The organism is Micromonospora sp. NPDC047738, assembly GCF_040642675.1.
In the GTDB taxonomy this organism is placed as follows: Bacteria; Actinomycetota; Actinomycetes; order Mycobacteriales; family Micromonosporaceae; genus Micromonospora.
In genome coordinates, this window is sequence record NZ_JBEYSO010000003.1 from 262943 (window position 1) to 280096 (window position 17154).

Sequence of the window (17154 nt, forward strand, 5' to 3'; positions counted from 1 at the left end):
AGGCGGCGTGATCCGAGGTCAGAGCACCGGTGTCGTGTCGGCGAGCAGCCGGTCGATCTCGGCGATCACCGCCGTGGGGCCGGGGTGCACCGGGTCGATCAGCGGCTCGCCCCGGCGGTCCAGCGCGCCCCAGCGGCCCGACCCGTCGCCGACCAGGAAGGCGACCGGGTGCACGACCAGCGCCGGGTACGCCGGCGGGACCAGCACCCGGCCGTTGCGGTCCACCACCCCTCGACGGCCGGCCAGCTCCACCACGGCCAGCCCCTCCTCGGTGAAGCCGTCCACCTGGCGGCCGTCGGCCAGGGCGGTGGTGAAGCCGTGGTAGCGGGTCGGCACGACGACCTGACCGGTCAGGTCGACCGCGCCCCAGGCGCCGTTCTGGCGGACCGCCGCCAGGCCCCCCCGGAACGGTCGCACGTCCTCGAACCCTGGCGGGATCTTCACGATGTTGGTGGGGTCGACCGCCATCCACCGGCCCTTGCCGTCCATCGACACCCAGGCCAGGCCCTCGGAGAACGAGCCGACCGCCCGGTAGCCGTTGTTCGCCTCGATCAGCGCCGCGCCCGTGGTGTCGATCAGCGCCCAGCGGGACGCCTCCGGCCGCCGTACCCAGGCCACACCCTCGCGGAACGGCTGCACCTCGGCGTACCGGTGCTCGACCACCAGCTCGCCCGCCTCGTCCGCGTACCCCCACAGCTTCTGCTGCTCGTCGAAGGTCGGCACCGGGTACCGCTCGCGGCCCAGGATCGCCTCCCGGCTCCGCGGCTTCGGCCCGAAGCCGTCCGTCGCGGCCCGCGCGGCGACCGCGTCCAGCGCCATCGCCGTACGCGCGTTCAGCTCGACGTCCTCGGCCTGGCGCAGGTCCAGGGCGCGCTCGAAGTGCAGGCACGCCTCGGTCAGCCGGCCCTGGTCGTAGCAGGACCGGCCGGCGTGCTCGTGCAGCGCCGCGCGCAGCCGGTCGGGCAGCTCCGGCGAGTTGGCCTCGGCGAAGAGCCGGTCAGCCTCCGCGTGCTCGCCCCGCCAGCGCAGCACCTCGGCCAGCCGCGCGCGGGCCAGCGCGGTCCGCCGCAGCTCGCCGGTGGCGTCCGCGTACGTGAGGGCGAGCCGGGCGTCGGCGACGGCGTCGTCCAGCTCGCCGAGGATCCGGGACGCCACCGACCGCAGGCTCAGCAGCCGGGCCCGGCTGCGGTTGTCCAGCGCGCTGCCGAGCTTCGTGGTGAGCCCCTCCCGGACCTCGCGCAGCGCCTCCGGATCGGGAGCCTCCTCACGCAGCGTCTCCGGGTGCAGCCGCCACCGGAACGCGGCCAGCGCCTGCTCCGGGTCCGCCGGGCGTGGCTCCCGCGGTTCGGTCTCCGCCGTCGGCCGCTCCGCCGACACCGAAGCCGGTACCGCTGGTGCGCAGACCTGGGCCGGTGGTGCGGAGACTTGCGCGGGTGGTGCGGAGACCTGCGCGGGTGGTGCGGACACCTGGGCCGGTGGTGCGGAGACCTGCGCGGGTGGTGCGGAGACCTGCGCGGGTGGTGCGGACACCTGGGCCGGTGGTGCGGAGACCTGCGCGGGTGGTGCGGAGACCTGGGCCGGTGGTGCGGACACCTCGGCGGGTGGTGCGGAGACCTGGGCCGGTGGCGCCGACACGGGTGGCGTTGCCGGTGCGGGCCCATCGGTCGGACCTGCCGACGCCGAGGGTGCGGCGGCCGGGACCGGAGGCGCCGAGGGCGCGGCGACCTGGGCCGGAGGCGCCGAGGGCGCGGCGACCTGGGCCGGAGGCGCCGACACCGGCGGTGTGCCGGGCTCGGCAGGCGAGCCCGACCGGGGCCGCAGCGAGGGTGCCGCATCCTCCGAACCGGTCTGGGCGGAAGCGTCGGCGGCCGGGGCGGACGGTGCGTGGTGTTCCGGTCGGGGCTGGACGGCAGCCTCCGGAGCGGCTGGCGCCGACCCGGGCGGAGCGGCGGCTGCGGGGGCTTCCGGCTCCGCCTGGGGGGCGGCCTCCGGAGCAGTTGGTTCCAAAGTGGTGGGCGCAGCGCCCTCCGGCGCGGGGGCGGCGGGCGTTCCGGACTCGGGCTCCGCGGCGGCCTCCGGGGCAGCCTCGTCCACCGGGGCGGTCGGCGGCGGTACGGGGTGGCTCGGCCTGAACCAGGCCTCCACCTCCTCGACCACCCGGCTGGCCCCGTCGTGGCCCGGCCGGTCCGGCCCCGCCGCCTCGGGGCGGTCGCCGCCGTCCTCCACCGTGGTCGGCGTCGCGGCCACACCGTCGGCCGCCTTCCCGGACGTCGAGGTGCCCGCCGGCCGCGCCTCGGCGGTGGGTGCCGGCCGCCGGGGCATGTCGGTGGCCGGTGCCGGAGGCGCGGCAGTGGACGGGGCTGGGCCGGCTGCCGGAGGCGTGGCCGTGCCGGGTCCGGTTGGTGCCGGGGAGACGGGTGGCGCCGGTACGGGCGGGCGTGCCGCCGCGCTCCTGGTCTCGGGCAGAGCAGCCGGTCCGGCGGCGGGAGTGCCGACGGGCGGGCTGGAGACCGGAGCCTCGGTGGGAGGGGTCGCGGCGGTGGCCGGCGTGGCGGCCGGGGGCGGTGGGGCCGGGTGCGCGGGCACGCCGGAGACCGGCCGGGGCTGGGCGGGTGCCGACGGACGCCAGCCGTCGCCGAGGCGTGCCGGACCGGGCTCGGCCGGGCGGCCCTGCCGCGGCTCCGGGCGGAACGCCGGCCCGTCCTCGGCCCGCGGGCCGACCGGCTCGGGGTGCGGACGGTGCGCGGCCGGGTCGGGACGGCGGGCGTCGTACCGGGCCTCGTCGCCGGGGCGCGGCGGCGGCCCGTCCGGGCGGGGGCGGTCGGGGACGGCCGGCGGGCGGTGTCGCTCGTCGGGCCGGTACGCGGCCGGCTCGGTCCGGGGCCGGCGCTCGCCGGCCGACGGCTCCTCGGTCCGTGGGCGCGCGGGGTCGCCCGGGGGGCGCCGGCCGTCCCACCGGTCGCCCGGTCCGAAAGCGGCGGGCTGCGGTTCGTCGTACCGGCCGGGCTCCGGCCGGTACGGATCCACCGGTCGGCGCGGGCCGTCCGGCGCGTCCCGGTACGTCTCGGCCCGCGCGGCGGCCTCCCGGCGCGGGTCGGGCTGGCGGCGTGGCCCGTCGAAGCCGGGGTCCCGTTCGCGGCGGGGCGGACCGTCGAAGCCCGGGTCGGGCCGGTCCGCCGGCGGCCCGAAGGCGGGGCCGCGTCGGTCGGTGGGGGGCCCGAAGCTCGGGTCGCGCCGGTCGGTGGGGCGCTCGAAGCCGCGCTCCCGCCGGTCGACCGGGCCGTCGGATGCCGGGCGCCGCTGGTCGGCCGGGCCGTCGTACCCCGGCTGCCGCCGGTCCATTGGGCTGGGCGGGGTGCCGTTGGATCGCCCGTCGGCCGGGCCCCGGCGCGGCTCCGACCAGGGCGGTCGCGGCTGGGGACGGGGCGGGAACTCGCCGGGTTCCGGGAGCCAGCCGGGCTCGGGCGCGGGGGAGACCGGCCGCTGCGCGTCCGGCGTCCGCCGTCCCGGCTCGGGGTGCACCCAGCGCTGGTCGTACCGGTCGTCGGGCCGGCCCGCGGCGCGCTCCGGGATCCGCTCGTGCGGGTCGTACCGGTCGCCGGGGTGCGGTACCGGGCTGCGCCGGGGTCCGTCGCCGGGGGCGCGCCGGTCCGCCCACGCCCGCCGCCCGTCCGGGTGCGGCTCCTCCGCGCCGCGGCCCTCCGGGTGCCCGTGCCGCTCGCCCGAACCGCGCGGTCCCGGGAAGCCGCCGTGCCGCTCGTCCGGGCCTGCCGGGCTCACCGGGTACGCGCCGCGCCGGGCGTCCGGGCCTGCCGGGCTGACCGGGTGGCCGCCGCGCCGCTCGTCCGGGCCGGCCGGGCTGACCGGGTACGAGTCCTCGGCTGGCCCGGGGCTGACGGGGTGCACCTCGGCCCGGCCGACGACGGCCCGGCCGCGCGGCGCGGGTGAGGCCAGGTACTCGATGCCGATGTCACCGGGGTAGCGCTGGCCCGGAAACTGTGGACGCCACTCGTGGGTGGGTTCGGCGGCCCAGGACGGTTCGGCCGGCTCGCGCCACTGGTCCCAGCCGCTCATCGGCAGGTCCCGTCGCCGCCGGCGCGGCGCGGCCCCCGGGCCGGCTCGCGTCGCTCGCTCACGGCGATGTCACCTCGTTGGAAATTGTCGCGCCGGGGCCCCGGCGCGCCGGTAGAGTCGCCCGGTCCGGCACGTCGTGGCTGCGGAAGGAGGGTAGCGGCGTGGGCTCTGTCACCGCCACTGTGGCACCGCCCACGGACTCAAACGTTACCCGATGGTTTCGGACATTCGGCGCCATAGTGGGATCTGGGTTTCGGCGTCATGCCACCTACCGCCAGGCCGCCATGGCGGGAGTGGTCACCAACAGCGTTTTCGGCTTCCTGCGCTATTACATCTTCGTCGCGGCCGCCGGCGCGGCGGGCCGGGTCGCCGGCTACGACCGCGCCCAGCTCGCCACCTTCGTCTGGGTCGGGCAGGGGCTGCTGGCGGTGGTCGCGATCTGGGGTTGGACCGAGCTGGCCGACCGGATCCGGACCGGCGAGATCGCCGCCGACCTGCTCCGCCCGATCCACCCCGTGACCAGCTACTTCGCCACCGACCTGGGCCGCGCCGGGTTCGCCTCGCTGTCCCGGCTGGTGCCGCCGGTGCTGGTCGGCCTGCTCTTCTTCGACGTGTACCTGCCCCACCGCTGGGCCACTCTGCCGCTCTTCGCGCTCTCCGTGCTGCTCGCCGTGGTGGTCTGCTTCGGCTGCCGATACCTGGTCAACGCCACCGCGTACTGGTTGCAGGACGTCCGGGGTCCGCTGATCCTGTGGACGCTCTGCTCCGGCGTGCTCGCCGGCCTCTACTTCCCGCTGGGCTTCCTGCCCGGCTGGCTGGAGGCCGGGCTGCGGTACGGGACTCCGTTCCCGAGCCTGCTCCAGATCCCGCTCGACGTGCTGGTCGAACGGGACCCGGCAGCGATGCAGTTCGGCCTGGTCGGGGTGCAGCTCGGCTGGGCCGTGGCGCTGCTCGCCCTGTGCCGCCTGGTGCAGCGCAGAGCCGAGCGCCGCCTGGTGGTGCAGGGTGGCTGAACCGCGGCAGGCGGTGCGGGGTGGCTGAGCCGGGGACGCTGACCGGCCCGGGCCGGTCAACCGTGGAGAGTGGACCGGTGTGGCCGGGCGGTGCGGAGCGGCGACCGCCCGGGCTGGCCGCGTACCGGGCGCTGCTCGGCGCGCAGGCCCGGTCGCAGGCCGCGTACCGGGCGTCGTTCGTGGTGGACCTGGTCGGCAACGTCGGGGCCACGGTGTTCGACGTGGTCACCGTGCTGGTGCTCTTCGGGGTCACCCGCGAGCTCGGCGGCTTCACGCTCCGCGAGACGCTGGTGATCGTCGGCCTGTCGTCGTTCGCGTTCGCCACCGCGGACCTGCTGGTCGGCAACATCGAGCGGCTGCCCCGGTACGTCCGCACCGGCCTCTTCGACGCCGTGCTGGTCCGCCCACTGGCCGCGCTGCCCCAGTTGCTGCTGATGGACCTGCCGCTGCGCAAGGTGTCCCGGGCGGTCTTCGGGCTGGCCGTGCTGGTGGTGGCGCTCGCCTCGGCCGGCATCCAGTGGGCGCCGGGGCGGGTGGCGCTGGCGGTGGTCGCCCCGCTCGCCGCGGTGGTCTTCTTCGGTTCGGTCTTCGTCACCACGGCCACCGTGTCGTTCTACTGGATCGACTCCGGCGAGCTGGCCAACTCGGTCACCTATGGCGGGCGTGACTTCACCTCGTACCCGGTCACCGTCTACGGCAGCTGGTTCCGGTCGCTCTTCGCGTACGGGATGGGGTTCGCCTTCGTCAGCTACCACCCGGCGCTGGCACTGCTCGGCCGGGCCGACCCGCTCGGCCTGCCCGGCTGGGTCGGCTGGGTGGCGCCGGGCGTCGCGGTGGTCGCCGCGGCGATCGCCACCCTGGCCTGGCGGGTCGGGATCCGTCACTACCGGAGTACGGGATCTTGAGCGTCATCGAGATGCGCGGGCTGCGCAAGGAGTTCACGGTCCGGGTCAAGGCGGGCCGGCTGCGCCGGGAGAAGCGGACGGTCACCGCGGTCGACGGGGTCGACCTGCGGGTCGAGCGCGGCGAGATGCTCGGCTACATCGGCCCGAACGGCGCCGGGAAGTCGACCACGCTGAAGATGCTCACCGGCGTGTTGATGCCGTCGGCGGGACAGGCCCGGGTGTGCGGGCTGCGCCCGGTGGCCGAGCGTACCCGGCTGGCGCTGCGCATCGGCGTGGTCTTCGGCCAGCGCTCGCAGCTCTGGTGGGACCTGCCGCTGCGCGATTCGTTCGAGCTGCTCCGGCACGTCTACCGGGTGCCCGCGGGCGAGCATGCGGCCCGGCTGACCCGGTGCCGGAGCCTGCTCGACCTCGACGAGTTCCTGGACACCCCGGTCCGGCAGCTCTCCCTCGGCCAGCGGATGCGTGGCGAGCTGACCGCCGCGCTGCTGCACGGCCCGGAGGTGCTCTTCCTCGACGAGCCGACCATCGGGCTGGACGTGGTGAGCAAGCAGGCGGTCCGCGGCTTCCTGGCCGAGCTGGGCCGGGCGGGCGACACCACGCTGGTGCTCACCACCCACGACCTGGCCGACATCGAGCGGCTCTGCCGGCGCCTGGTGGTGATCGACCACGGCCGGGTGGTGCACGACGGCTCGATCGCCGCCCTGCACAGCCGGTACGGCTCCCGCCGGATGGTCGTCGCCGAGCTGGACACCGCGCTGCCCGAGCCGCCGGCACTGCCCGGTGCCCCGTTGCAGCGGGTGGAGGCGGACGGGCACCGGCTGGTCTTCGTGCTGGAGTCGGCGACCGTCGCCGAGGTGGTGGCCGGGCTGGCCGACCTGGCCGCGTTGCGGGACATCGCGATCGTCGAGCCGGACATCGAGGAGGTCGTCGCCCGGCTCTACCGCGCTCCGGCCGAGGTCGGTGAGCATGGGTGACCGAGCCGCAAGAGCCTGCCGGCGCGCCGCCAGGTGCGCGCCTGGTGTGATTCGACAACTGCGGGTGACAGGCGCCGTCGGAGGCCTGATGTCACGCGGCGTGACGGCGATAGCGGCGGCCCCCGCGCGAGGCTGCTGCCGCCTCAGCTGGATGACCAGCGGAAAGCCGTGAAGCAGGGGCCTCAGCAGACCCCTCCGTCGCCCGCCTTTGCTCTGCAGCCATATACGCAGCCGAGAACCGTGCGTGACCGCTGCGTGCGTGGCTGCAGAGCAAAGGCGGGGTGGGTGGAGGTTGCGGGGCCGGCCTGCTGTCACTCGACGTGATCGCGGTCGGTGCGCGACCGGCGCCGCACGTCAGCCGGCGCCCCAGGCGCCGCACGTCAGCCGGCGCCCCCGGAGCCGCTCGCCGGGCGCCCCGGCCCGGTGGCCGGCGACGGCGGGAGCGGGTCGTGCCGGCCGGGCCGTCGCCGGCTCACGGGTGCTCCATCACCAGCACCGCGAAAGTGCCCGGGACCAGGGCCTCGTACCGGTGCGGCGTGTCACCGGGGAACGTGGCGTAGTCGCCCGGGCCCAACTCGACCAGGTCGGACTCGGGGCCGAGGCGCATCCGCCCGGCGGCGACCACGACATGCTCGACGCTGCGCGGGGTGTGCGACTCGGCCACCCGCACCGCACCCGGCTCCAGCTCCATCACGTAGACGTCGCGGCGGGCGTGCGGCGCTCCGGCGGCGAGCAGTGTGGCGCTGAAGTCGGCGTGCTCGGAGCGGATCCGCGGGCCCTCGCCGGCGCGGACCACCCGGACGGCGGCCGTGGGTGGCTCGACCAGCCGGCTGAACGGCACGCCCAGCGCCACCCCCAGCGCCCACAGCGTCTCGACGCTCGGGTTGCCGACCCCGGACTCCAACTGGGACAGGGTGGACTTGGCGATGCCGGCCCGGCGGGCGAGCTCGGTCAGCGAGATCCCGGCCCGGTCGCGCTCGCGGCGCAGCGCGGCCGCGATGGTGGCCAGCGGGGGAGCGGGGTCGACGGCCATTGTTCGCTCCAGAGGTCGGTTTGTTCGGTTTGACGAACGCGTGCTGTCGTGTTCAGGATAATGGACATGCGTACGGCATATCGAACGGCCGATCGGGCGGTGCTCCGCGACGTCGCCGCCATCGGCGCGGCCATGCTCGCCGTGGGCGCCTCGTTCGGCGCCGTGGCGGTGGCCGCCGGCCTCCCGGTCTGGGCGACCCTCGCCATGTCCGTGTTCCTCTACGCCGGCGGCGCGCAGTTCATGGCGGTGGGTCTGGTCGCCGCCGGCAGTCCGGTCGCCGCGGTTCTCGCCGGTCTCCTGCTCAACGCCCGGCACCTGCCGTTCGGCCTGGCTCTCGGCGGCGCCCTCGGGCGACGGCGCTGGCAGCGGCTGCTCGGCAGCCACCTGATGACCGACGAGGCGACCGCCTTCGCCCTGGCCCGACCGGCCGGTCCCGGGCGCCGTCGAGCGTTCTGGCTCGCTGGGGCGCTGCTCTTCCTGGCCTGGAACGCCGGCACCGTGCTCGGCGTGCTCGCCGGCGGCGCGGTGGGCGACCCGGCTGCCCTGGGGCTCGACGCCGCCTTCCCGGCCGGGCTGGCCGCCCTGCTGCTGCCGAGCCTGCGCGACCGGGACACCCGCCGGGTCGCGCTGGCCGGCGCCGGGCTGGCGGTGCTGGCCACCCCGGTGCTGCCGGCCGGGGTGCCGGTGCTGCTCGCGCTCGCTGCCCTGATCGTGCCCGCACTCCGTGGCCGGGGCGCGCGCAGCGCCGACCAGGTGCCCGGCGGGACGGCCGTGGCCGGCCCGGAGCAGCACGGCTCGCCCGGCCCGGACGGGGCCGCACCGGACCCCGCTCACCATGCCGGGCCGGTGGTCCGGGCCGGGGAGGCGTCGTGCTGATCGCCGTGATCCTCGCCCTGGCCGTCGGCACGTACGGCTTCCGGGTCGCCGGGGTGCTGCTCCGCGACCGGCTGGAGTTGCCCGAGTGGGCCCGGCACCTGTTGCCGGTGGCTGCCGCCGCCCTGCTGGCCGCCCTCGCCGCGACCGCGGCACTGACCGAGGCCGGCCGCTTCGCCGGCTACGCCCGGCCGGCGGGGGTGCTGGTCGGGCTGCTGCTCGCCTGGCGACGGGCGCCCTTCGTGCTGGTCGTGGTCGCGGCGGCCGGCACCACCGCGCTGCTGCGCCTGCTCGGGGTGGCATGACGCGACCCCTCCCCGCGGGGCGGGAAGGGGCCGCGTCCGGGCCGGAACAGCTCAGATCTTGTCGCCGACGTTCACCTGCGGCGCCGGGGCGCGCATCTTGCGGAACGTGATCGACCGCATGATCGCGTAGAAGTAGAGCGAGCCGAGCTTCTCGGTGCTCTTCGGGTAGCGCTCGCGGACCAGCTTCTTGATCTTGCGGGAGATCAGGATCGAGTCGATCACCACGCCGAGTGCCAGCGCACCCCACAGCAGGTTGGAGATCAGCCGCACGATCGGCGGCATGGCCTGGTTGGAGCCGAGCAGCACGATCAGCGCGCCGCCGAAGAACCAGGTGCCGACGGTACGCCGGGAGTCCACCACGTTGCGGGCCAGCAGCCGCTCGGGGCCCCGGTCGCGCGGGCCGCCCTCGCGGCGGAACTCGGCCGCCGCCTCGGCGCGGGCCGCCCGGCGCTGCTCCCGCGCCTCCTCCTTGGTCAGCGGCTTGCTCGGCGCGCCCGGCCGGCGGCCGGCGGTGGGCCGCTTGGGCGTCACCACGCCCAGTTCCTTCTTGCTCGGGGTGTGGCCCCGGGACGGGGCAGCGGCGGACGCCTCGTCGGTCGTCACCGTGGTGACGGATTCCTCGACGAGGTCGGCGGGCTTACGACGAAACAGCGACGGCACGTCGTGAAGGGTAGCCAAACAGCCGCGCCCGGTGCACATCGCGGGTGCACCGGGCGCGGAAAACGCGGTGTGATGTTACGGACGCTCTGCGTGTGCGCCGAGGTTGGCCAGCTTGGCTTCGAAGTCCTCGTAGCCCCGGTTGATCAGGTCGACGCCGTACACCCGGGAGGTGCCCTCGGCGGCCAGCGCCGCGATCAGGTGACTGAAACCGGCCCGCAGGTCCGGGATGACCAGATCGGCCGCGTGCAGCTTGCTCGGGCCGGCGATCACCGCGGAGTGCTTGAAGTTGCGGCGGCCGAAGCGGCACGGGGTGCCGCCCAGGCAGTCCCGGTAGACCTGGATGTTGGCGCCCATCGAGTTGAGCGCCGTGGTGTAGCCGAGCCGCTGCTCGTACACCGTCTCGTGGACGATCGACAGCCCCCGGGCCTGGGTCAGCGCGACCACGAGCGGCTGCTGCCAGTCGGTCATGAAGCCCGGGTGCACGTCGGTCTCGAGGGCGACCGACTTCAGCTCGCCACCCGGGTGCCAGAACCGGATGCCGCCCTCCTGGCCCGGCCGGTCGGCCCGCGGCGGTCGGAGGTCGGTCACCTCGTACTCGCCGCCGACCGAGCGGAAGATGTTCAGGAAGGTCATCATGTCGGCCTGCTGGGCGCCCAGCACCTCGACGTGGCCGCGGGTGGCCAGCGCGGCCGCCGCCCAGCTCGCCGCCTCGATCCGGTCGGGGATCGGCCGGTGGTTGTAGCCGTGCAGCTTCGGTACGCCCTGGATCTCGATCACCCGGTCGGTGTGCACCTTGATGATCGCGCCCATCTTCTGCAGCACGCAGATCAGGTCGATGATCTCCGGCTCGACGGCGGCGTTGCGCAGCTCGGTGACGCCCTCGGCCATCACCGCGGTGAGCAGCACCTGCTCCGTGGCGCCGACGCTCGGGTACGGCAGGGCGAACTTCGTGCCGTGCAGCCCGTTCGGGGCGGACAGGTGCAGCCCCTCCGGCCGCTTGTCGACGGTCGCGCCGAACTCGCGCAGGGCCTGCAGGTGGAAGTCGATCGGGCGCGGCCCGATGTGGCAGCCGCCCAGGTCCGGGATGAAGGCGTGGCCGAGCCGGTGCAGCAGCGGGCCGCAGAACAGGATCGGGATCCGGCTGGAGCCGGCGTGCACGTTGATCTGGTCGGTGCTGGCGCTCTCGACGTTGGACGGGTCGAAGATGAGCTCGCCGTCCTCCTCGCCGTCACTGACCTTGACCCCGTGCAGGCCGAGCAGCCCGCGGACCACCTCGACGTCCCGGATCCGCGGCACGTCGAACAGCCGGCTGGGGGTGTCACCCAGGAGGGCGGCGACCATCGCCTTGGACACGAGATTCTTCGCGCCGCGCACGCGGATCCGCCCTTCGAGCGGAGTGCCTCCGTGTACGACCAGGACGTCGTCGGTCAACGCAACCTCCAGCGCGTTGGTACTTCCGTGCAGATGATCGGGCTCACGATGTGCATCGCTACCCACAATGGGGCCGCAGGAAAACGACCCGCGTCTTTCGTCGCCCCGGCAGCATAGCCCTCCGTGACGAGAATGGAATCGGTCACATCACCAGCGAGGGCACGAACCGGGGTGTCCGGTGCGTTTCCGTACCAGTGATGTGACCGAGGGTGATCAAGCGCCGGGGAGCGCGAGCATCTGGTCGAGCGCCGCCCGGGCGTGTCGCGCGGTGTCCGGGTCGACGGTGATCTGGTTGACGACCCGGCCGGCCACCAGCTCCTCCAGGGCCCACACCAGGTGCGGCAGATCGATCCGGTTCATCGTCGAGCAGTAGCAGACCGCCCGGTCCAGGAACATGATCTGCTTGTCCGGGTGGGCCAGCGCCAGCCGGCGGACCAGATTCAGCTCGGTGCCGACCGCCCACGCCGAGCCGGCCGGAGCCGCCTCGATGGTCTTGATGATGTACTCGGTCGAGCCCACGTGGTCGGCGGCGGTCACCACCTCGTGCCGGCACTCCGGGTGGACCAGCACGTTGACCCCCGGCACCCGCTCCCGGACGTCGTTGACGCTGTCCAGCGTGAACCGGCCGTGCACCGAGCAGTGCCCGCGCCACAGGATCATCTTCGCGTCGCGGAGCTGCTCCGGGGTCAGCCCACCGTTCGGCTTGTGCGGGTCGTAGAGGACGCAGTCGTCCAGCGAGTAGCCCATCTCCAGCACGGCGGTGTTGCGGCCGAGGTGCTGGTCGGGCAGGAAGAGCACCTTCGACCCCTGCTGGTACGCCCAGTCCAGCGCCCGCTTCGCGTTCGACGAGGTGCAGACCACGCCGCCGTGCCGGCCGACGAAGCCCTTGATGTCCGCCGAGGAGTTCATGTAGGTCACCGGGACGGTGTCCTTCGCCACCCCCAGCTCGGTCAGCACGTCCCAGGCGGTCTCGACCTGTGACAGCACCGCCATGTCGGCCATCGAGCAGCCGGCGGCGAGGTCGGGCAGGATCACCTGCTGGCTGTCCGAGGTGAGGATGTCCGCGCTCTCCGCCATGAAGTGCACGCCGCAGAAGACGATGTACTCCGCGTCGGGGCGGGCCGCCGCCTCCCGGGCCAGCTTGAACGAGTCGCCGGTCACGTCGGCGAACTGGATCACCTCGTCGCGCTGATAGTGGTGGCCCAGCACGAAGACCTTCGTGCCCAGCGCGGCCTTGGCGGCCGCCGCCCGGGCCACCAGGTCCGGGTCGCTCGGCGCGGGGAGGTCACCCGGACACTCCACGCCGCGTTCGGTGGCGGGGTCGCTGCCGCGGCCGAGGAGCAGCAGCGCGGTGGCGGTGTTGGAGGGCTCAACCCAGGTCGAAGTCACGTCCCCCATGGTCCCACAGCGCGCCCGGCGTACGACCACCGTCGGTGTGGCCTGCCACACTGCTCGGCATGCGCGTGCTGCTCTGTCCGGACAAGTTCGCCGGCACGCTGCCGGCTCAGGAGGTGGCCGCCGCGGTGGCCGAGGGCTGGCGGACCGTGGCCCCCGGGGACGAGCTGCTGCTCCGGCCGCTCGCCGACGGCGGGCCCGGGTTCGTCGCCGTCCTCGCCGAGGCGCTCGGCGGGCGGCGGCTGCCGGTCCCGACCGTCGACCCGCTCGGCCGCCCCGCCGCCGGTGAGATCCTGCTCACCGACGACGGCACCGCCTACCTGGAGAGCGCCCAGGCATGCGGGCTGCACCTGCTGTCGGCCGCCGAGCGGGACCCGAAGGCCACCACCTCGTACGGGCTGGGGCTGCTGGTGGCCGCAGCGGTCGAGGCGGGGGCGCGGACCCTGGTGATCGGGCTGGGTGGCTCCGCCACCAACGACGGGGGCGCCGGGATGCTCATCCCGCTCGGCGTCACCGCGCTGGACGAGGCGGGCCGGGCGCTGCCGTACGGCGGAGCGGCGCTGGCCGCGGTGGCCGCGCTGGACGGCGCGCCCCGGGTCCGCGGCGCCACCCTGATTGCCGCCACCGACGTCGACAACCCGCTGCTCGGGCTGCACGGCGCCAGCAACGTCTACGGCCCGCAGAAGGGCGCCACGCGGGAGGACGTCCTGCTGCTCGACGGCGCTCTGGAGCGCTGGGCCGAGGTGCTGGAACGCGAGCTGCCCGACTGCCCGCCCGGGTTCGCCGCACGGCCCGGCGCCGGGGCGGCCGGCGGGCTCGGCGCGGCGGTGCTCGCCCTCGGCGGCCGGTGCGAGTCCGGCATCGGGCTGGTCAGCCGGGCCATCGGGCTGGACGCGGCGCTGGACGCCGCCGACCTGGTGATCACGGGGGAGGGCTCCTTCGACCACCAGTCGCTGCGCGGCAAGGTGGTCGCCGGGGTGGCCGGGGCGGCCCGGGACCGCGGGGTGCCCTGCGTGGTGCTGGCCGGCCGGGTGAGCACCGGGCGGCGGGAGGCTGCCGCGGCGGGCGTGACCGAGGCGTACAGCCTGGTGGAGCACTTCGGCGGCGACGAGCGCGGCGGAGCGGCGGCGGCGCTGGACCGGCCCGCCGAGGGGCTGCGTACGCTCGGCGCCCGCCTGGCCCGGCAGTGGAGCCGCTGACCGCTGCCTGGCCTGCGGCGCGGCTCACCCGCCGCGGATCACGCCACCGGGGGTGGCGCGCGGCGGGGCGGCGTACGATCGGATCTGGACCACACCGGGAATGCCTGGGCGACGGGAGATGTTGGCCAGTGCGTCCGGACCCACACGCGCAGGGAGATTTCCACGTGACCACGCCAGCGCAGACCGAGTCGACCGAGGCCAAGGCCCCCAGCACCGTCGTCCTCACCGACGTCGCGGCGCAGAAGGTCAAGGCCCTGATCGAGCAGGAAGGCCGCGACGACCTGCGGCTCCGGGTCGCGGTGCAGCCGGGCGGCTGCTCCGGCCTGCGGTACCAGCTCTTCTTCGACGAGCGGTCGCTCGACGGTGACATCGTCACCGACTTCGACGGTGTCGAGGTCGTCGTCGACCGGATGAGCGCCCCCTACCTGGCCGGCGCGACCATCGACTTCGCCGACCGGATCGACGCCCAGGGCTTCACCATCGACAACCCCAACGCCGGCAACTCCTGCGCCTGCGGCGACTCGTTCAGCTGAGTCGACGCCGGCCGGCCCGGACGGGCCGCGACGGCTGACATACGGACACGGCGGGACCGCCCCTCACCGGGTGGTCCCGCCGTGCTGTCTCCGCCTCCAGCAGGTGTCCACGCGGTGACCTTCGTACGTGCGGAGTATGGCCGGTTGTCGACCGACCCCGGTCCGCCCGGGCTGAGTGACCGGTAGGCTGACCCGCGCCGTGCTCCCGACCGCGAGGGTTGACATGAAGATCGCCGTGACCGGCTCGATCGCGACCGACCACCTGATGAGCTTCCCCGGCCGGTTCGCCGACCAGCTCATCGCCGACCAGTTGGACAAGGTGTCGCTGTCCTTCCTCGTCGACGAGCTGGTGCTCCGGCGCGGAGGCACCGCCGCCAACATCGCCTTCGGCATGGCCCAGCTCGGCCTGCGTCCGGTGCTGCTCGGCGCGGTCGGCGCGGACTTCGCCGACTACCGCTCCTGGCTCGAACGGCACGGCGTGGACTGCGACTCGGTGCACGTCAGCGAGGTGGCGCACACCGCCCGGTTCGTCTGCACCACCGACACCGACATGTGCCAGATCGCCTCGTTCTACGCCGGCGCGATGAGCGAGGCCCGCAACATCGAGCTGGCCCCGGTGGCCGACCGCCTCGGCGGCCTGGACCTGGTGCTGGTCAGCGCCAACGACCCGGCCGCGATGATCCGCCACTCGACCGAGTGCCGCGAGCGGGGGTACGCCTTCGTGGCCGACCCGTCGCAGCAGCTCGCCCGGATGGACGGCGGCGACGTGCTCGGCCTGGTCGACGGCGCCGACTACCTGATGACCAACGAGTACGAGAAGTCGCTGCTGCAGAGCAAGGCCGGGCTGACCGACGCGCAGCTGCTGGACCGGGTGCGGGTGCGGGTCACCACGCTGGGCAAGCAGGGCGTGGAGATCGCCGGCCGGGACATCGGCACCATCCACGTGCCGATCGCCCGGGAGATGCAGGCGGTCGACCCGACCGGCGTCGGCGACGGCTTCCGGGCCGGCTTCTTCGCCGCCCTCGACTGGGGCGTCAACCTGGAGCGGGCCGCCCAGGTGGGCTGCCTGCTCGCCACCCTCGTGCTGGAGAACTTCGGCGGCCAGGAGTACGAGGTCCGCCGGGACCTGTTCGTCAAGCGGCTCGCCGAGTCCTACGGGGACGCGGCCGCCGAGGACGTCCGGCCGTACCTGCTGCCGTGACCTCCGGCCCACCGGCCCGGGCGCGTGACGCAAACCTCTTGACCACCGGGGTGGGCCGGCCGGGTCAGTGGGTGCGGCGGACGTCGTAGGCGGGGGGATCGGGGTGGGCGGCCAGGAACTCCTGGTCGCGCATCCGGCACCAGGCGGGGATGTCGACGGCGGCGGCCGGGTCGTCGGCGAGCACCCGGACCACCGCGCCGACCGGCAGCTCGGGCAGCCGGCGGGCCAGGTTGATCACGGGCAGCGGGCAGCGCTGCCCCCGGCAGTCGAGCACCTCGTCCGGTTCGCTCACGCCGCCACGCTCCGCTTCGCGGCGGCGCGAGGCGCCACGCTACTGAACTTGATGGTTCGCTCGCTCCGCTCGCTCACAGGCCGGTGACCCCCGCCTCGGCGCGCAGGTCGGCGACGATCCCGGGCAGCTCGGCGAGGAAGCGGTCCACGTCCGCCGCCGTGGTGTCCCGGTGCAGCGACACCCGGACGTTGCCGTGCGACAGCACTCCCATCGCCTCCAGCACGTGCGACGGCCGCAGCGTCGACGAGGTGCACGAGGAGCCGGAGGAGACCGCGAAGCCCCGCCGGTCCAGCGCGTGCAGCAGCGCCTCGCCGTCCACGTAGAGACAGGAGAAGGTGACCAGGTGGGGGAGCCGGTCCACCGGGTCGCCGACCACCTCCACGTCCGGCACCTCGGCCGCCACCCGGGCCCGGATCCGGTCCACCAGCGGCGCCAGCCGGGCCGTCTCGGCCGCCGCCTCCGCCGCCGCGGCGCGCAGGCTCGCCGCCGCCGCCACCACCGCGGGCAGGTTCAACACCCCAGGGGTACGCCCCGACTCCCGCTCGTCGGCCGGGAACGGCGACTCCCACCGGGTGCCCTTGCGGACCACCAGCAGCCCGACGCCGGGTGGCCCGCCCCACTTGTGCGCGCTGGCGCTCAGCACCGACCAGCCGGCCGGCAGCGGCGCCCGGCCGACCAGTTGCGCCGCGTCGACGTACAAGGGCACCCCGGCCTGGGCGCACGCCTCGGCCGCCGCCGGCACCGGCTGCACGGTGCCCACCTCGTGGCTGGCCGCGATCAGCGCCGCGAGGGCCACCCCCGGCGCGGCCACCGCCGCCGTCCAGGCGTCCAGGTCCAGCCGGCCGAGCCGGTCCACCGCCACGGGCACCGCGTCGCCGCCGGCCGCCACGTGGCGCTCCGCGGCGTGCAGCACCGCCGAGTGTTCGATCGCGGAGTGCACCAGGGTCGCCCCGACCCGGCGCCGCCCAGCCAGCCCGCCCAGCACGGCCGCGTGCGCGGCGCTCGTACCGCTGGGGGTGAAGGAGAGCTCGTCGGCGCGGACGCCGAGGGTCTGCGCGGCGGCCTCGCGGGCGGCGTCGAGGAGCTGGCGGGCCCGGCGGGCCTGGGTGTAGAGCCGGCCGGGGTCGGCCCAGCCGTCGTCCAGCGCGGCCAGCAACGCCTGCCGCGCGACCGGGTGCAGCGGGGCCGCGGTGGCCGCGTCCAGGTAGACCGGGGACGGGTTCACGCCGCCGCCTCGCTCCGCTCCGCGGCGGCGCGCGGCGCCGC

The 17154-nt window shown here is 75.2% G+C and carries 15 protein-coding genes; 8 read left to right on the forward strand and 7 right to left on the reverse strand.

What is annotated here, in order from left to right; genetic code table 11:
- Positions 1 to 18: 18 nt before the first annotated feature.
- Complete coding sequence (locus ABZ783_RS07385; protein WP_357435047.1) at positions 19 to 4074, reverse strand: WG repeat-containing protein; 4056 nt, start codon at positions 4072 to 4074, stop codon at positions 19 to 21.
- A 284-nt stretch (positions 4075 to 4358) separates the two neighbouring features.
- Here ABZ783_RS07385 and ABZ783_RS07390 point away from each other — a divergent pair, with 284 nt between their 5' ends.
- The 3 genes from ABZ783_RS07390 to ABZ783_RS07400 all read left to right on the forward strand — a co-directional run bounded on the left by ABZ783_RS07390 (position 4359) and on the right by ABZ783_RS07400 (position 6966).
- Positions 4359 to 5087 carry an ABC-2 family transporter protein gene (locus ABZ783_RS07390; RefSeq protein ID WP_357435049.1) on the forward strand — a complete coding sequence of 243 codons (729 nt, stop codon included), beginning with the start codon at positions 4359 to 4361 and terminating at the stop codon, positions 5085 to 5087.
- Between the two features lie 113 nt (positions 5088 to 5200).
- Entirely contained in the window at positions 5201 to 5992 is a 792-nt protein-coding gene (locus ABZ783_RS07395; RefSeq protein ID WP_357435310.1) for an ABC-2 family transporter protein, read from the forward strand.
- Positions 5989 to 6966 carry an ATP-binding cassette domain-containing protein gene (locus ABZ783_RS07400; protein ID WP_357435051.1) on the forward strand — a complete coding sequence of 326 codons (978 nt, stop codon included), beginning with the start codon at positions 5989 to 5991 and terminating at the stop codon, positions 6964 to 6966. The genes ABZ783_RS07395 and ABZ783_RS07400 overlap by 4 nt, the downstream gene beginning before the upstream one ends.
- A gap of 472 nt (positions 6967 to 7438) precedes the next feature.
- Here ABZ783_RS07400 and ABZ783_RS07405 read toward each other — a convergent pair whose 3' ends face one another.
- Entirely contained in the window at positions 7439 to 7999 is a 561-nt protein-coding gene (locus ABZ783_RS07405) for an XRE family transcriptional regulator (protein ID WP_357435053.1), read from the reverse strand.
- Positions 8000 to 8065: 66 nt separating this feature from the next.
- Here ABZ783_RS07405 and ABZ783_RS07410 point away from each other — a divergent pair, with 66 nt between their 5' ends.
- On the forward strand, positions 8066 to 8875 hold the full coding sequence (locus tag ABZ783_RS07410; RefSeq protein ID WP_357435054.1) for an AzlC family ABC transporter permease: 810 nt from the start codon (positions 8066 to 8068) through the stop codon (positions 8873 to 8875).
- Positions 8869 to 9177 carry an AzlD domain-containing protein gene (locus ABZ783_RS07415; protein ID WP_357435056.1) on the forward strand — a complete coding sequence of 103 codons (309 nt, stop codon included), beginning with the start codon at positions 8869 to 8871 and terminating at the stop codon, positions 9175 to 9177. The genes ABZ783_RS07410 and ABZ783_RS07415 overlap by 7 nt, the downstream gene beginning before the upstream one ends.
- Positions 9178 to 9228: 51 nt before the next feature.
- Here the strand turns inward: ABZ783_RS07415 and ABZ783_RS07420 are convergent, their stop codons facing one another.
- From ABZ783_RS07420 to nadA, 3 genes are all read right to left on the reverse strand, one after another.
- Positions 9229 to 9837, reverse strand: coding sequence for a DUF3043 domain-containing protein (locus ABZ783_RS07420; protein WP_357435057.1), 609 nt, complete (start codon positions 9835 to 9837; stop codon positions 9229 to 9231).
- A 75-nt stretch (positions 9838 to 9912) separates the two neighbouring features.
- A complete protein-coding gene (gene murA / locus ABZ783_RS07425) occupies positions 9913 to 11268 on the reverse strand; it encodes a UDP-N-acetylglucosamine 1-carboxyvinyltransferase (RefSeq protein ID WP_357435058.1) in 1356 nt (451 codons plus the stop codon).
- Positions 11269 to 11481: 213 nt separating this feature from the next.
- Positions 11482 to 12657: a quinolinate synthase NadA gene (gene nadA, locus ABZ783_RS07430; RefSeq protein ID WP_357435060.1), complete on the reverse strand. Its 1176-nt coding sequence runs from the start codon at positions 12655 to 12657 to the stop codon at positions 11482 to 11484.
- A 68-nt stretch (positions 12658 to 12725) separates the two neighbouring features.
- Between nadA and ABZ783_RS07435 the strand changes: the two genes are divergently transcribed.
- The 3 genes from ABZ783_RS07435 (at position 12726) to ABZ783_RS07445 (ending at position 15596) form a co-directional block, all read left to right on the forward strand.
- Positions 12726 to 13862: a glycerate kinase gene (locus ABZ783_RS07435; protein WP_357435061.1), complete on the forward strand. Its 1137-nt coding sequence runs from the start codon at positions 12726 to 12728 to the stop codon at positions 13860 to 13862.
- A gap of 164 nt (positions 13863 to 14026) precedes the next feature.
- Entirely contained in the window at positions 14027 to 14395 is a 369-nt protein-coding gene (erpA, locus tag ABZ783_RS07440) for an iron-sulfur cluster insertion protein ErpA (protein WP_073833647.1), read from the forward strand.
- A gap of 223 nt (positions 14396 to 14618) precedes the next feature.
- Entirely contained in the window at positions 14619 to 15596 is a 978-nt protein-coding gene (locus ABZ783_RS07445; RefSeq protein ID WP_357435063.1) for a carbohydrate kinase family protein, read from the forward strand.
- 64 nt (positions 15597 to 15660) lie between these two features.
- Here ABZ783_RS07445 and ABZ783_RS07450 read toward each other — a convergent pair whose 3' ends face one another.
- The gene (locus ABZ783_RS07450) at positions 15661 to 15888 is read right to left on the reverse strand and encodes a sulfurtransferase TusA family protein (RefSeq protein ID WP_357435065.1); all 228 of its coding nucleotides are present in this window, start codon (positions 15886 to 15888) and stop codon (positions 15661 to 15663) included.
- Between the two features lie 73 nt (positions 15889 to 15961).
- On the reverse strand, positions 15962 to 17113 hold the full coding sequence (locus tag ABZ783_RS07455) for an aminotransferase class V-fold PLP-dependent enzyme (protein WP_357435067.1): 1152 nt from the start codon (positions 17111 to 17113) through the stop codon (positions 15962 to 15964).
- Between the last annotated feature and the right edge of the window lie 41 nt (positions 17114 to 17154).